The 14,514-nt window shown below is 65.7% G+C and carries 15 protein-coding genes and 1 pseudogene; 10 read left to right on the forward strand and 6 right to left on the reverse strand.

Annotation, left to right across the window (positions count from 1 at the left end; translation table 11 throughout):
• A pseudogene (locus QSJ19_RS08650) lies at positions 1–207 on the reverse strand (hypothetical protein); the annotation flags it as partial.
• Positions 208–776: 569 nt separating this feature from the next.
• On the opposite strand from QSJ19_RS08650, the gene QSJ19_RS08655 reads away from it, so the two are divergent.
• The 6 genes from QSJ19_RS08655 (at position 777) to QSJ19_RS08680 (ending at position 5,240) form a co-directional block, all read left to right on the forward strand.
• The gene (locus tag QSJ19_RS08655) at positions 777–1,067 is read left to right on the forward strand and encodes an Rv0250c family protein (protein ID WP_187584560.1); all 291 of its coding nucleotides are present in this window, start codon (positions 777–779) and stop codon (positions 1,065–1,067) included.
• Positions 1,064–1,888: a succinate dehydrogenase subunit SdhC gene (gene sdhC, locus QSJ19_RS08660; RefSeq protein WP_286319684.1), complete on the forward strand. Its 825-nt coding sequence runs from the start codon at positions 1,064–1,066 to the stop codon at positions 1,886–1,888. Before QSJ19_RS08655 ends, sdhC begins: the two co-directional genes overlap by 4 nt.
• 60 nt (positions 1,889–1,948) lie before the next feature.
• On the forward strand, positions 1,949–3,877 hold the full coding sequence (locus tag QSJ19_RS08665) for a fumarate reductase/succinate dehydrogenase flavoprotein subunit (protein ID WP_286319685.1): 1,929 nt from the start codon (positions 1,949–1,951) through the stop codon (positions 3,875–3,877).
• Position 3,878: 1 nt separating this feature from the next.
• Entirely contained in the window at positions 3,879–4,625 is a 747-nt protein-coding gene (locus QSJ19_RS08670) for a succinate dehydrogenase/fumarate reductase iron-sulfur subunit (RefSeq protein WP_286319686.1), read from the forward strand.
• A 20-nt stretch (positions 4,626–4,645) separates the two neighbouring features.
• Positions 4,646–4,915 (forward strand): hypothetical protein, encoded by a 270-nt coding sequence (locus tag QSJ19_RS08675; RefSeq protein ID WP_286319687.1) that lies wholly within the window; start codon positions 4,646–4,648, stop codon positions 4,913–4,915.
• A 124-nt stretch (positions 4,916–5,039) separates the two neighbouring features.
• On the forward strand, positions 5,040–5,240 hold the full coding sequence (locus tag QSJ19_RS08680; protein ID WP_286319688.1) for a three-helix bundle dimerization domain-containing protein: 201 nt from the start codon (positions 5,040–5,042) through the stop codon (positions 5,238–5,240).
• Here the strand turns inward: QSJ19_RS08680 and QSJ19_RS08685 are convergent.
• Positions 5,220–5,438: a hypothetical protein gene (locus QSJ19_RS08685; RefSeq protein WP_286319689.1), complete on the reverse strand. Its 219-nt coding sequence runs from the start codon at positions 5,436–5,438 to the stop codon at positions 5,220–5,222. The two genes, QSJ19_RS08680 and QSJ19_RS08685, sit on opposite strands and share 21 nt — an antisense overlap.
• 301 nt (positions 5,439–5,739) lie before the next feature.
• Here QSJ19_RS08685 and QSJ19_RS08690 point away from each other — a divergent pair, with 301 nt between their 5' ends.
• Together QSJ19_RS08690 and QSJ19_RS08695 are read left to right on the forward strand one after the other, a co-directional pair.
• Entirely contained in the window at positions 5,740–7,269 is a 1,530-nt protein-coding gene (locus QSJ19_RS08690) for an alpha/beta hydrolase family protein (protein WP_286319690.1), read from the forward strand.
• Between the two features lie 83 nt (positions 7,270–7,352).
• A complete protein-coding gene (locus QSJ19_RS08695) occupies positions 7,353–7,574 on the forward strand; it encodes a hypothetical protein (protein ID WP_286319691.1) in 222 nt (73 codons plus the stop codon).
• A 1-nt stretch (position 7,575) separates the two neighbouring features.
• Here QSJ19_RS08695 and QSJ19_RS08700 read toward each other — a convergent pair whose 3' ends face one another.
• Complete coding sequence (locus QSJ19_RS08700) at positions 7,576–8,478, reverse strand: alpha/beta hydrolase (RefSeq protein WP_286319692.1); 903 nt, start codon at positions 8,476–8,478, stop codon at positions 7,576–7,578.
• 69 nt (positions 8,479–8,547) lie between these two features.
• Here QSJ19_RS08700 and QSJ19_RS08705 point away from each other — a divergent pair, with 69 nt between their 5' ends.
• A complete protein-coding gene (locus tag QSJ19_RS08705) occupies positions 8,548–9,714 on the forward strand; it encodes an MFS transporter (protein WP_286319693.1) in 1,167 nt (388 codons plus the stop codon).
• Positions 9,715–9,751: 37 nt separating this feature from the next.
• Here the strand turns inward: QSJ19_RS08705 and QSJ19_RS08710 are convergent, their stop codons facing one another.
• Together QSJ19_RS08710 and QSJ19_RS08715 are read right to left on the reverse strand one after the other, a co-directional pair.
• Positions 9,752–10,903 carry a TDT family transporter gene (locus tag QSJ19_RS08710; protein WP_286319694.1) on the reverse strand — a complete coding sequence of 384 codons (1,152 nt, stop codon included), beginning with the start codon at positions 10,901–10,903 and terminating at the stop codon, positions 9,752–9,754.
• Positions 10,904–11,006: 103 nt separating this feature from the next.
• Positions 11,007–11,327, reverse strand: a complete 321-nt coding sequence (locus tag QSJ19_RS08715; protein ID WP_286319695.1) for a putative quinol monooxygenase — start codon at positions 11,325–11,327, stop codon at positions 11,007–11,009.
• A gap of 158 nt (positions 11,328–11,485) precedes the next feature.
• Between QSJ19_RS08715 and QSJ19_RS08720 the strand changes: the two genes are divergently transcribed.
• Positions 11,486–12,910 carry an aldehyde dehydrogenase family protein gene (locus tag QSJ19_RS08720; RefSeq protein ID WP_286319696.1) on the forward strand — a complete coding sequence of 475 codons (1,425 nt, stop codon included), beginning with the start codon at positions 11,486–11,488 and terminating at the stop codon, positions 12,908–12,910.
• A 140-nt stretch (positions 12,911–13,050) separates the two neighbouring features.
• Here the strand turns inward: QSJ19_RS08720 and QSJ19_RS08725 are convergent, their stop codons facing one another.
• Complete coding sequence (locus QSJ19_RS08725) at positions 13,051–14,460, reverse strand: carotenoid oxygenase family protein (RefSeq protein WP_286319697.1); 1,410 nt, start codon at positions 14,458–14,460, stop codon at positions 13,051–13,053.
• Positions 14,461–14,514 lie beyond the last annotated feature (54 nt).

The following is a 14,514-nucleotide window of genomic DNA, read 5'->3' on the forward strand; positions in this document are numbered from 1 at the left end:
ATCCCCGCCGACGGTCCGGGGGATCGCGTTCCCGACGGCGATGGTCGGGTAGCTGATCAGCGCGGCCAGGGCGGTGCGTTTGCGGTTCCACGCCGACATGGCTCCGGCCGCGGTGGACCATATCTCGTTCAGGCCAACGCCGTCGGCCGTCTTGTTGACGAGAACGTCGCCGTGCTGTGAACTCCAATTCGGAATGGTCCGGAACACCGGACGGAGGGAAACGAGAAATCCGCGACGCCTGGGCAACGGTAGAGCTCGGTCCTACCGAACTGGGATGTGAAGGTGTCGGCGAGGCACTCACGCCGTAGAACTTGCGGACGCTCACCAAACGAACCGCGAGCCGGTGCCGGGTACTGCCCAGCGATGCCGTACTGCCCGCCGCCCTATGCCCCGCCCACGGCTCATCGCTAGCCTCAGCGCACCGAGTGGCGCACCGCTGCCATGCCACCCCCGTACTACCCACACGCGCCATCTCAACGGTGATCCAGCGGTAGCCGCTACTGAGCAACAGGTAGCGATGTATGCGTTCCTACCTGCGTCGATTCGAGTTCCCGTCAAGCGAAAGCACAGGTGATAGCGGTGCCAAACAGGTGGGTTGGGCGTTCTTGAATTCCGCCCGGTGTCGGTTCGAGTCCGACTGGGGGCACCGCATCAGCCTGAGTAGCTCGTCAGCGCAGGCAGCACACACGCGGCTTCCGACACGTTCGGCCAAAGCCGTTGACTCGACCACCCCTGCCATTACTGTGGTACACATCACACCGTATTGGAGGAGTGGCATGGCAACCATCGAGATGAAGGACCTCCGCCGAAGTATCGGGCTGTTGCGGCATCACATCAGCAGCCTGAAGGTGCAGTACGGGGATGTCGACGCCGTCCGACGGATGACCAACGACCTCGATCGGCTCGAGATCGATCTGCATGACTTCGAGCATTCGCCACCACCCCTGCTCAAGCCGTCGAAGCGGGAGGACGTGGTGTACGTCCCGGACAGCAAATCAGACGAGGCCGCATGGCTCGGCGCGCAAGACGAAGGGCTGGGCTTCCACTCGCGTGAGCGAACGAAGTGAGCGCCCCCGCGACTGAGCGGGTGGCAACCGGGGTCTTCTCTCCGGGACGAGCGCGCGTCCTGGCGCGCACACTTCGAGTCGACAGGTGGTGGCTGTCGCCGCTGTTGACGGTGCTCGGCCTGTCGGCTTTCGTCGTCTATGCGACGGTTCGTTCGTTTGTCCGCAGTGCCTATTGGGTCGCCGACTACCACTACCTGACGCCGTTCTATTCACCGTGCCTGAGCGAGTCGTGCGTTCCCGGGTCGAGCCATTTCGGCACTCCCTTCCCGGAACTCCCCATGTGGATTCCGCTCGGTTTCGTCGTCCTGCCGTTCCTCCTCGGCTTCCGACTCACGTGTTACTACTACCGCAAGGCCTACTACCGGTCGTTCTGGCTCTCGCCACCGGCATGTGCCGTGGCCGAACCGCACAGTCGGTACTCCGGCGAGACCCGGCTCCCGCTGATCCTCCAGAACGCGCACCGCTACTTCTTCTATGTGGCGCTGATCGTGTCGTTGATCAACACCTACGACGCTGTGACGGCATTCCATGGCAAGGACGGTGGCTTCGGCTTCGGGCTGGGCAACGTGATCCTCGTCGGAAACGTGATCCTGCTGTGGATCTACACGCTGTCCTGCCACTCATGCCGGCACGTCACGGGAGGCCGGCTCAAGCACTTCTCGGCGCACCCGATCCGGTACTGGATCTGGAGTCAGGTCTCGAAGCTCAACACCCGACACATGCAGTACGCCTGGATCACCCTCGGCACGCTCGTGCTCACCGATTTCTACATCATGCTGGTGGCCAGTGCCACCATCTCCGACCTGCGATTCGTGGGTTGATCCTGTGCTGTCACCGATCTGCCTGACACACAATCGATCTGACGCTGGGAGCCTTGCCGGATGACCGAACCGGAACGCCACAAGTACGACGTCGTCGTGATCGGCGCCGGAGGTGCCGGCCTGCGGGCCGTCATCGAGGCCCGCGAGAAGGGCTACTCGGTGGCGGTCGTGTGCAAGTCGCTGTTCGGTAAGGCACACACCGTGATGGCCGAGGGTGGCTGCGCGGCATCGATGGGCAACGCCAACGAGAAGGACAACTGGCAGACCCATTTCCAGGACACCATGCGCGGTGGCAAGTTCCTGAACAACTGGCGGATGGCCGAACTCCACGCCAAGGAGGCTCCCGATCGCGTCTGGGAGCTGGAAACCTATGGGGCGCTGTTCGATCGGACGCCCGACGGCCGTATTGCCCAGCGCAACTTCGGAGGTCACACCTACCCGCGACTCGCCCACGTCGGCGACCGCACGGGTCTCGAACTGATCCGGACCATGCAGCAGAAGATCGTCTCACTGCAGCAGGAGGACCATGCTGCGACCGGCGACTACGAGTCCCGGATTCGGGTCTTCGCCGAGTGCACCATCACCGAATTGCTCAAGGACGGTGACGCGATCGCCGGGGCGTTCGGGTACTGGCGCGAATCCGGTCGCTTCGTGGTGTTCGAGGCCCCGGCGGTGGTGCTGGCCACCGGCGGGATCGGCAAGTCGTTCAAGGTGACGTCGAACTCCTGGGAATACACCGGCGACGGGCACGCTCTCGCGCTGCGCGCGGGCGCCAGTCTGATCAACATGGAGTTCGTCCAGTTCCACCCGACCGGCATGGTGTGGCCACCCAGCGTCAAGGGAATCCTGGTGACCGAAGGTGTCCGAGGTGACGGCGGTGTCCTGAAGAACACCGACGACAAGCGCTTCATGTTCGACTACATCCCGCCGGTGTTCAAGGGGCAGTATGCCGAGACCGAAGAAGAAGCCGACAAATGGCTCGCCGACAACGACAGCGCCCGCCGCACACCCGATCTCCTGCCGCGCGACGAGGTGGCCCGCGCGATCAACGAGGAGGTCAAGGCCGGCCGCGGCACCGAGCACGGCGGCGTCTACCTGGACATCGCGTCGCGCATGCCCGCCGACGAGATCATCCGCCGACTGCCCTCGATGCATCATCAGTTCAAAGAGCTTGCGGACGTGGATATCACGGCCGAACCCATGGAGGTCGGGCCCACCTGCCACTACGTGATGGGCGGCGTCGAGGTCGACCCGGACACCGGGGCCGCGCGGGTTCCCGGCCTGTTCGCGGCCGGTGAGTGCTCGGGTGGCATGCACGGTTCGAATCGGTTGGGCGGCAATTCGTTGTCCGATCTGCTCGTGTTCGGCCGTCGCGCCGGACTGGGCGCCGCGTCGTACGTCGAGTCGCTGGCCACCCGACCCGAGATCTCCGACGACGACATCGAGCGCGCCGCCGCGTTCGCGTTGGCGCCGTTCGACCCACCGTCGGACGGCTCACCCGAGAATCCGTACACCCTGCACACGGACCTGCAGCAATCCATGAACGACCTGGTGGGCATCATCCGGAAGGACGAGGAGGTCCAGGAGGCCATCGATGTCCTCCGGGACATCCGGGGCCGGTTGGGCCAGATGCAGGTCGAGGGCCATCGACAGTTCAATCCCGGTTGGCACCTGGCGGTCGACCTGCGCAACATGCTGCTGGTCTGCGAATGTGTCGCCCAGGCAGCTCTGTTGCGCACCGAGAGCCGTGGTGGTCACACCCGCGACGACCATCCGTCGATGGACTCCACCTGGCGCAACACCCTGCTGGTGTGCACTGCCGACGGCGCCGGCGAATCACCGGTCCCCACGGTGACGGTGATCAAGGAGGAACAGGTCCCGATGCGGCCGGACCTCCTGGAGCTCTTCGACTTCGACGAGATCGAGAAGTATTACACCGCCGGTGAGATCGCCGGTCATCCCGACGCCGGGGGAGGCAAGGAGGACTGACATGGGCTACGACGCGAAGTTCCGGGTGTGGCGCGGTGACGCCGATTCAGGTGGCCTCCAGGATTTCACGGTCCTCGCCAACGACGGCGAGGTGGTGCTCGACATCATCCATCGACTGCAGGCCACGCAGGCGCCCGACCTGGCGGTGCGATGGAACTGCAAGGCGGGCAAGTGCGGATCGTGTTCGGCGGAGGTGAACGGTCGGCCCAAACTGCTGTGCATGACCCGGATGTCGACCTTCACCGAGGACGAGGTCATCACGGTGACACCAATGCGGACGTTCCCGGTGGTCCGAGATCTGGTCACCGATGTGTCGTTCAACTACGCGAAGGCCCGCGAGATCCAGTCGTTCACACCACCGGAAGGTCTGGGGCCGGGCGAATATCGGATGAAGCAGGTCGATGTCCAGCGCTCCCAGGAGTTCCGGAAGTGCATCGAGTGCTTTCTCTGTCAGGACACTTGCCACGTCGTCCGCGATCATGAGGAGAACAAGCAGAACTTCGCCGGTCCGCGATTCCTGATGCGTATCGCCGAGCTCGACATGCATCCGCTCGACGTCGCCGAGCGACGGGACACGGCCCAGTCCGAGCACGGTCTGGGCCTGTGCAACATCACCAAGTGCTGTACGGATGTCTGTCCCGAACACATCAAGATCACCGACAATGCGTTGATCCCGATGAAGGAACGGGTGGTGGATCGTCGATACGATCCGCTGGCATGGCTGGGTAACAAACTCTTTCGGCGATAGCCGGGTCAGGAACGATGGTCATGGCGACAGCAACACTTCTCTCCTCGGACGAGCTCGAGATCCGCGTCATCTTCACCGATCCCGTGACAGACGTGATCGGCTATGTCCGCGACGTCGTCCGTGATCGCGCCCCGATGGTGTTGTCGACGGGAAAGGACACCACCGCCTACGTCGTGCTCCTCGCCAACGTCAGGGAGTTCACTCTCGCCGAGGACGACACCGACAGCTCACACGTCGCCGACGACGACCCGGTGACCGTCGTGACGTCGATCGCCGAGCTGGACGGGTAGCGCGTCACCTCCTCGCGCGGGCATCGTTTGCTTGATTTCTGATCACCAAATACGGAACGCACTGTCTTGGATATCACAGCAGTTTCGTTCGGCACTCTGACCTGCGCAGACGTACCCTCGACATGTGACTGGGAAAACCGAACAGCAGCACATCGATGAGGTCCGTGACCGTCTGGCGGCGCGCTTCCCCGATCAGCCCACCGACGCGGTCGCGGCCGCCGTCGACACCGTGTACCGCGAATTGGGCGACACCCGCGTCCGCGATTTCATCCCGCTGCTGGTGGAGCGTCGCGCCGGCGCCGAGCTAGCCGCGCTCGCGCACTGAGTTCCGCAGCCCGTACTCGTCCTCGAGCCGCCTGATCTGAGCGCGCACCTGATACAGCTCGTCGCGGAGGCCGGGCAACTGCTTCGCGGGCGTGCGAGGATTCTCCAGGTCGGCGACGAGCACATCGGCGATCCGCTCGAACTCGGTGACGAACACAATCGCCTGCGCATGGTCTGAATCGTCTTGCTCGGTGCGCATGAGAGTGCAATCTACGCTCCCCGACATCACTCGGCTCACCGAACCGGCACGGCAGTCCGTTTCGTGTCGTTCACCACGGGGTGTCATCTGAGCGACGGACAACCCCGGTGTAGAGACCGCGTGTCGCATTTTCTCGCGCAACGTCATCAATGCATGTGCGACCAGCACGTTCTGCACACAATGATGTACCTGGCGAACATTCTGTGAATGGTCTCTTCGTACGAGTGATTCACGATCGCTCACTTTGTACGATCGGCGCATGGCCGTCCATGGTGGCAAACATCGAGTTCGACAATCAACGATGTCACATTCCCGACGTGCCGTCGACACCCGGTTGACCGTGCTGTCGGCGGTGGCGGGCGCCGTGTGCATTGCGACTCTGGCACCTACGGGAAGCGCATCGGCAGAGACGGTTTCGGTGGTCGACGGCTTGATCGCCGACGGCACCGTCTACGACGTCACGGGCCGCGATTACGACCCGGACGCCGGGGACATCGACTTCTTCGATGACCTCCCCGGGAGCGCGACCATCGTCGTCACCCCCGGCACCGACGACACCACATTGTTTCCGCGCATCAAGCCGCTGATCACCAATCGGCAGGCACTGATCGTCAATTATCCGCAGTCGTTCGGCCCGATCATCGCCGGACGATCCGGAAAACCGTTCTTTCTCGCCCCGAGCTACACCGATTCGAAGGCCACCGCCGTCGAGCAGAACCTGAAGGTCATGGCGGCCTTCGCGACGGCCGGCTCCGATCGACCGCCGATGGTGGTCTACACCGGTTACTCGCAGGGCGCCGATGCAGTCGGCGATGCCGCCGAGAAGGCAATCGCGGCCGGAGTCTTCGATGTCGACAAGGGTCGCGTCGTCCTCGTCTCCGATCCACGCAGCCCATGGGGCATCAAGGCGTGGCTCGCCGATATGCCGCTGCTCCCGCAGGTGGCGAGTGTCGTCGGCATCGACTCCGACGACGCGCGGAACCCTGCGAACACCGGTGCCGCCGACGTCATGTCGGTGATCATCGCCGGCGATCCCGCCGCCAACTTCCAGTGGCGATGGGACCGTCCGGTGTCGTCTCTGATCGTCGATGCCGCCGGGTTCTGGACCATTCACCTCGGCAACGGTCCGCAGTCCTATGCGACGTTGGATCGCACCGACGAGGCCACCATGTACAGGAGCGTCGAGGGCAACACCCGCTACGCGGTCTATGACGTCGGGCACCCCCTCGCACTGCTCAACCAGTGGGCGCACGACGAGTTGGGCCTGTCCTACACCGCCGACGACGTCGCCCGCTGGAATCGTGACGCCGAGGCGTTCTATCCGATGCAGCGACCCGGCGTCGACAATGCCGCCGTCAAGGTCAAAGCCGCGCCGTCGGCGACGCCGACCGGTCGATACGACGTGACCGTCCCGTCGTCGGTGGCGACGGGCGAGACCTCACGCTCAGCGGCGAGCTCGTCGGTCCCGGCCTCGCCGCAACAGTCATCGCAGCAACAATCGTCGCAACTGAAGTCGGTGCAACAGCAGTCGGTGCAACAGCAGTCGGTGCAACAGCAGTCGTCGACGGCCGTACCGAGCAACACCTCGACGGCCCCGACGACTCGTGCCGAGTCACCGGCGTCGGAACCAACCGCGTCCTTACCGACGCCGCCGGTGCCGACAGCACCCGATGGCGCGTCGTCGCATCCCCCTGCATCGGAATCAACGGGTGGTTCGCAGTCGCCCACCTCCGAGTCGGATAGCTCGGACGACCCGACCTCGGATGAGTCCGCTTCCGATGACGGGGAAGATTCGTCACCGGATTCGGGGTCGGATTCGTCTGAGGGTTGACGACCCTTCGAGACGCTCGCAAGCTCCCTCCTCAGAGACCACCTGTGGCCATCGCCGACCGACTCGTGTGGTCAACTCGATAGATGACCAGCTCCTCGACGACAGTCGTCGCCATGGCGGACGCGAACGCGGCAATCCTCACACTCGGTATCGCGGCCTACGCGGCGGCCATCCTGATCGGGATCGGGCTGGGCATCAACGCCATCCAACATCACCGGCGACAACGAGCGATTATCGCGGCGGTTGTCGTGGGAGTGCTCGTACTGGCCGGCGTCGTCGTCGCGGTCGCCAGCAGCATTCACTGAGCTAGCCGAACGCCGCCCGCAGCGCTGCGGCCTGGCTCCGGAAGAACTCGCGGGACACCGGCGCCCCTGGATCGACCAGATCGAATCCGTGGAAGGCACCCGGGATGACCTCGACCGCGCAGGGCACTCCGGCGGTGCGCAGCCGATCGGCGTAGGCCAGGTCCTCGTCATGGAACAGGTCGAGTTCGCCGACGCCGATCCACGCGTTCGCGAGCCCCGACAGGTCGGTTTGGCGTGCCGGGGACACCTGCAACGGGTCGGCCTTACCGAGATAACCCGACCACCCGAACCGATTCGACCGCGAGTTCCACATGCGGAATCCACGCTCGATCGCCGCGGGACCGTCGAAGCCGGTGCGGTCGTCGAGCATCGGATACACCAACAACTGCAATACCGGCGGCGCCTCCCGCCGATCCCGAATGCGCAACGCGAGCTGGGCGGCCAGTCCCCCACCGGCACTCGCACCGCCGATCGCGAGCCGATCCGGATCGACACCGTCGAGACGTCTGGCCACCTCGACGGCATCCGTGCAATCGTCGAGGGCAGCGGGATAGGGCTGATCGGGCGCCAAGCGATAGTCGACGGACACCACGACAGCGCCGAGGACACGGGCGAACCGACGACACAGCGCGTCGTCCTGTTTGGCCTGCCCGAGAACATATCCCCCGCCATGCATCCACACCAGGACGGGGGCGTCGGCCACCGCGTCGTCCGGCCGGATGATCCGGACCGATCCCCCGGACGGCAACGCCCGCACCTCGATACCGGGGCTGCGCTGGAGTCGACTCATCGCACTCTGGACGAAACGGATAACCCGTAGCGAACGCGGTCCGACCAGTCCACGCGGCAGCACCCGTGCGGCGCGCGCCAGATCCGGATGGAACTCCTGCTGCTCGACGACCACGGGTCGCCTCCGTTCTCTCCCGATGTCGGATTCGATTCGCCCACCTTATTACCGGCAGAATCTGCATCGATGACTTCCGCCGCCCCCAACCCGAAGCGCTATGCGTTGCCCGCCATCCTGACCGTGCTGTTCACCACCGGTTGGGGTGCCAATCACTTCGCCTCGATGATCCCCGTCCTGAAGATGGACGAGGGACTGTCGGCGACCGTGCTCGACGGGGCCTTCGGGATCTATGCCGTGGGGCTTCTGCCTGGACTGTTCGGTGGCGGCTCGCTGTCGGACCGGGTCGGCCGACGACCCGTGGTGCTGACCGGCGCCGCGCTGGCCGGCGTCGGCAACCTGGTCATGATCGGATGGCACGACCAGGCGGGTGTGCTCGTCGGGCGTCTCGTCGTCGGACTCGGTGCGGGTCTGACGATCAGCGCCGGCACCGCGTGGGCGGCGGATCTGCGGGGCCGGTCCGGCGCCACTCTTGCCGGCGCGCTGCTCACCACAGGTTTCGCGATGGGGCCGGTCATCACCGGTCTGCTCGCCGAGCTCGCGCCCGCCAGGCTCGCGGTCCCGTTCGCGGTCAGCGGGATCGTGTCCCTCCTGGCCGCCGCCGCGGGACTGCTCCTCACTCCATCCGTCGAGCTGGCCCACGATCACCCGGTGTCCGACATCGGGGAGACCGGCGAACGCTCGATGGCACTCGCCCTGTCGTGGTCGGTTCCCATGGCGCTGTGGGTGTTCTCGTCGATCAGCGTCGCGGTGGTGGTGATGGCCGCACGGATCGCCGATAGGCACAGTGCCGCGTGGGTTCCGGGGCTGGCCGCTGCGTTGGGGCTCGGGTCCGGCGTGATCGTCCAGTTCGTGGTGCGTCGCCTGCACACGGGGCCGGTCGCCGGAGTCGTCGGCTCAGCATTGGCGGCCCTCGGATTCGTCCTCGTGGCCGTCGCGGGTTGGCATCCGTCCATGGCGTTCTTCGCGGTGATCGCGATCGTGCTGGGTCTCGCCTACGGCCTGTGCCTGCGTGACGGGCTGGTCGATGTGGAGACGATGACGCCACCGGCACACCGTGGTGGGGTCACCGGCATTTTCTACGTGGCCTGCTACCTGGGCTTCGGGTTGCCGGTCCTACTCACCACCATCGCACCCGCCGTCGGGGTGAACGCCCCGATGGTGGTGCTGGCGCTCGCGGCGGCCGCGTCGGCGGCGGGGCGTGCGGTTCGTCTACGCCACCACCGGCTCTACTGAACCGACCTCCCAGCTGTCGTCGGTCCGACTTACCCCGTCAGGCGGGTAGGAAGACCCGCCCACCGAACGCGCCCTTCGCTGTTCGCGCGGCGACGATCACCCACGCGGCCAGCAACACCACGTACAGTACCTCGGCCAGATAGCGGATCGGTGCGGAACCGACGGCCACACCGAGCGCGCTCAGTCCGGTGACGCAGGTACCGACGGGAAACGTGAAGCTCCACCACGTCAAGGCGAACGGCAACCCGCTGCGCACACTGCGCACCGTGACCGCGACCGCGAGGGCGAACATCGCCACCCCGAACCCGCCCATGATCAGGCCGTACACGATCCCGAAGACCATGAGGCCCGTGGCGATCGGCACGTGATCGCCGCTGAACACCAGGCCGGCGTGCGCGCCCAGGAGATTGGCGGCGGTGATCGACTGCCCGACGACACCAAGCGTGATCCATATCGTCGGCGCCGACTTGTCCACCGGCAGGCCACCGTGGAACAGGCGGGCATAGATCATCGTCAGCGTCATCATGCCGAGGATCAGGCTCATCCCGAACAACAGGTAGCACAGCGACAACATGCCCAGGCGCGCTTGGCCTTCGGGGATGAACTCGAGCAACGCGACGCCCGTTGTGGCCGAGACCATCGGGGGCACGACGGGCATCAGCCACGCCGGCAGCGCCGTGACGTCGTGACGCCGTTCGGCGGTCATCATCGCGAACGGGACCCAGATGGCCGTCGCCACGCCGATGACGGTGCCGACCACCCAGAGTGCGCCACCCACCGAGACCGCCGCCGTCTGACCCATCAGTGGGACGCCGAGATGGACGGTGCCGGCACCGACGGTCAGCAACGCCATCGGGAGCGCACCGTAGAACTGCGACATCACCGGATCGGAGGCATAGCGCCGGGCCTGATCGGTGTGCCGCACCCAGTGCAGAACGAACGCCGCCCCGATGAGAACCAGCAAGCACGACGCCGACACCCACACGATTGTCGCGAAACCGGTGAGCACCGACGAGTGCACCGGCAGCGCGACCGCGGCGTTGGCGACGATCCCGGTACCCATCACCGCGGCGAACCAGTTCGGCGTGATGTGTTCGACGACCTGACGGGGATGCTCGAGGTCGCCGAGGAATCGCCGGGACGCGACGGGTGCGGTGTCAGCGGATGCGGCGGGAAGCGTTGCGGTCATGACTCAAGAGTCGTCGTGACGCATCGTCGCCGGTAGACGCTTCGACGTTGTGCACTCACAACGATCGATTGTGAGCACACGGTTGTGGATGTGAGCGCGGCCGTCAGTCGACGGACATCTCCCCCAGTTCCGACCAGACGTCCTGATCGAGAGAGAAGTTGACGATGTCCGGGGTGCGCTGGAGGTACTTCGGCAGATCGGTGGTCGCCGTCGTGAAATGCGCGCTGGTCACATGCGCCTCGGCGGCGTCGTCGTCGAAGGCCTCGACGAGCACGTAGGTGTTCGGGTCCTCCAGGCTCCGAGACCACTCGAACCACTTGTTGCCTGCCTCGGCCCGGGTCGCGGCGGTGAAGTCCGCGACAAGTTCGGGCCATTGATCGGCGAATTCGGGTTTGATCGGCCATTTCGCGACGATGAAGATCATGCCCTCAGCGTAATGATCGGGCCGTCGAATAGAGAGCGCCGACTGTCTCAATTCGAGATCATATATCTGACAACACACGTTTCCTCAAACCCGGCACCGATGTCACCCTGACGGGCATAGTGTGGTGTCGACAACACCGCGCCGAGACGGAGGAACACATGCGCGAGATCTCCAAGTTCTACATCGACGGCCAGTGGGTGGAGCCCGCCGAACTCAATCTGGTCGACGTGATCAACCCCGCCACCGAGAAGGCGGCCGGGCACGTCGCCCTGGGCACCGCCGCCGACGTCGATGCCGCGGTCGACGCCGCCCGCAAAGCGTTCACCACGTGGAGCCAGACCAGCGTCGACGAGCGGGTCGACGTTCTCAACGCCGTCGTCGCCGAGTACCAGAAACGGATGCCCGACCTCGCCGCCGCCGTGACCGAGGAGATGGGCGCGCCGAGCGGGTTGTCGAACAACGTGCAGGTGCCCATCGGTCTCGCCCATCTGATGACCGCGGCGGCCCAGCTGCCCACGTTCGCGTTCAGCGAGGACCGCGGGACGTCGCGCATCGTCAAAGAACCGATCGGTGTCTGCGGATTCATCACCCCGTGGAACTGGCCGCTGAACCAGGTCATGGTCAAGGTCGCACCGGCCCTGGCCACCGGCTGCACGATGGTTCTCAAGCCGTCCGAGATCGCACCCTTCAGTGCGGCCATCGTCGCCGAGATCTTCGACGCCGCAGGCGTTCCCGCAGGCGTGTTCAACCTGGTCAACGGCGACGGACCGGGCGTCGGAGCCGCCATCTCGTCGCACCCGGGGATCGACATGGTGTCGTTCACGGGCAGCACCCGCGCCGGCATCGAGGTCGCCAAGAACGCGGCCCCGACCGTCAAGCGGGTGTCGCAGGAACTCGGCGGCAAGAGCCCGAACGTGATCCTCGACGACGAGGACTTCGCGGCCAACGTCGCCGGAGGTGTCGCGGCGGTCATGATGAACTCCGGGCAGTCGTGCAACGCTCCGACCCGCATGTTGGTGCCCACGGCCCGCCTGGCCGAGGCGGCCGAGGCGGCGAAGTCCGTCCAGGACACGCTGACCGTCGGCGACCCGAGCGGCGACGTCCGTCTCGGACCAGTGGTGTCCGAGGCACAGTTCGACAAGATCCAGGGCCTCATCGAGCGCGCGGTCGGCGACGGCGCGAACGTGGTCTTCGGCGGCGCGGGTCGTCCGGACGACCTGCCCACCGGCTACTACGTGAAGCCGACGGTCTTCTCGGATGTCACCAACGACATGGAGATCGCCCGGACCGAGGTATTCGGACCCGTGCTGGTGATGATCGGCTACGACGACGTCGACAACGCCGTCGAGATCGCCAACGACACCGAATACGGTCTCGCAGGCTATGTCTCGGGCAAGGACGTCGACGAGGTGCGCAAGGTGGGCTCCCGCATCCGCGCGGGCTCCATCTCGCTCAACGGCGCACAGCTCGATCCGGTCGCCCCGTTCGGCGGGTACAAGCAGAGCGGCAACGGCCGCGAGTGGGGCGACTATGCCTTCGACGAGTTCCTCGAGGTCAAGTCGTTGCTCGGGTACGACGCCTGAGCCCAGTCCGGTAAAGCGCCCCAGAAAACCGCCCACCGTGGAGCCGTCGTCGACGATCTGTCGATCGCGGCCCCACGGCGGACGCGTTTGCCGGCGCATCTCCGGGAGGGCCGGCCCCGAGAGTGGCCCTCCTCCCGTCGTCACTCCGCAGGCAACCAGGCCCCGTGCAGGCCCGCGGGCACCCGGATGGGCATCCGGACGGTGGCCAGGGGCCCGGCGGACGGGTCGTCGGCGGCGAGCACGTAGAAGTACGACGTGAGGTCCGTCGGATCGGTGCCATAGGCGCCCCAGTAGTTGTGCTCCGATCCCGGCATGTGGATCGGCTCACCGAGCGCAACACCTGGACTCCACCGGGTTTCACTCGCCGACTGCACATCGAGGAACCACAGGCTGTCCCGGCCGCGACGGTCGCCGTCGCCCGCCTCGACAGTGGCGATACAGGTATGCGAACGCGTCAGCAGCCGGTCGTCGACCCGCGGGAACTCGACATCCGGGGCGCCACCGAGGGTGGTGCGGCCGATCGTTCCACGGTCTGGATCGAGTACGGCACGCACCATCTCCGACGATGCCGGTTGTGCGATGTCGGCGAAGCCGCCCGGATAGTTCCACTGCACGTAATCGACGGTGACGGTCGTCGACTGAGGGGTGTCGAAGGCATTGGCGAAGTGCCACACCCACATCGGCTCGCAGTCGATCCAGCGGATGGCGCCGCCGTCACGCGGGACCAGCGCGATCCGCGTGCCGCGCTCCGGATGCCACTGCAGGAGCCCGCCGCCGCTGACCATGGCGTTGATGTCGAAGATCAACGGGCACAGGAACAGCACCACGTACCGCGATGTCAGCGCCATGTCGTGGATCATCAGTGGCGCGTCGAGACCCTCGACCGGGGTCGGTGGCCGACGGACCGTCCCGTCCGGACCGACGACGGACCACGTCAGGTAGGGGGCATCGAACACATAGTCGAAGATGACCAGCTCACCGGTCTCCGGGTCGATCTTCGGATGCGCCGTCGTGCCGAACGGCATTGCGCCGTCGAAACTCTCGCGGCCGATGGTGGAGAGGTCGGCGCAGTCCAGCCGGTACGGCTGATCGGACTCGGCCATCGCGAACAGCTTGCCCGCATGCTGGACGATGTTGATGTCGGGCAGGTGGCGGAACGACCCGGCGAGATCGGGTCCGACCTCCTCGGCCGAGGGAGAGTAGCCGTCGGTCAGACCTGACCAGATCGCATGACCCGCCTCCTCCTCGGCGAGCACCATCGGTGTCCGAACGAACCGATTCCGGTAATCCACTGTGCCCCCGTCAATCTCGAGGCGATGCACCATCGCGTCGCCGTCGAGCGGAAAGACATAGGAACCGATCGGGTCGAATCGCGGATTCGGGCCGTTGCGCAGGTAACTGCCGCGAAGATCGGCCGGGAGTTCACCGGTGACCTCGAGGTCGGTGACGTCGACCTCCTCGCGCTGCGGCGCGAAGACGCCGGACAGGTGGGCGTGGCGGGCCATATCCACCGGCGCGGGACGGGACGGGGAGGCTTCGGTCGTGGTCATGCGGGTCGTCGCTTTCTCGGGAGAGGTCTGCGCGTGGGGGCTCGTCCACGCCGT

Origin of the sequence: Gordonia sp. ABSL11-1 (genome assembly GCF_030315685.1) — a bacterium.
In the GTDB taxonomy this organism is placed as follows: Bacteria; Actinomycetota; Actinomycetes; order Mycobacteriales; family Mycobacteriaceae; genus Gordonia.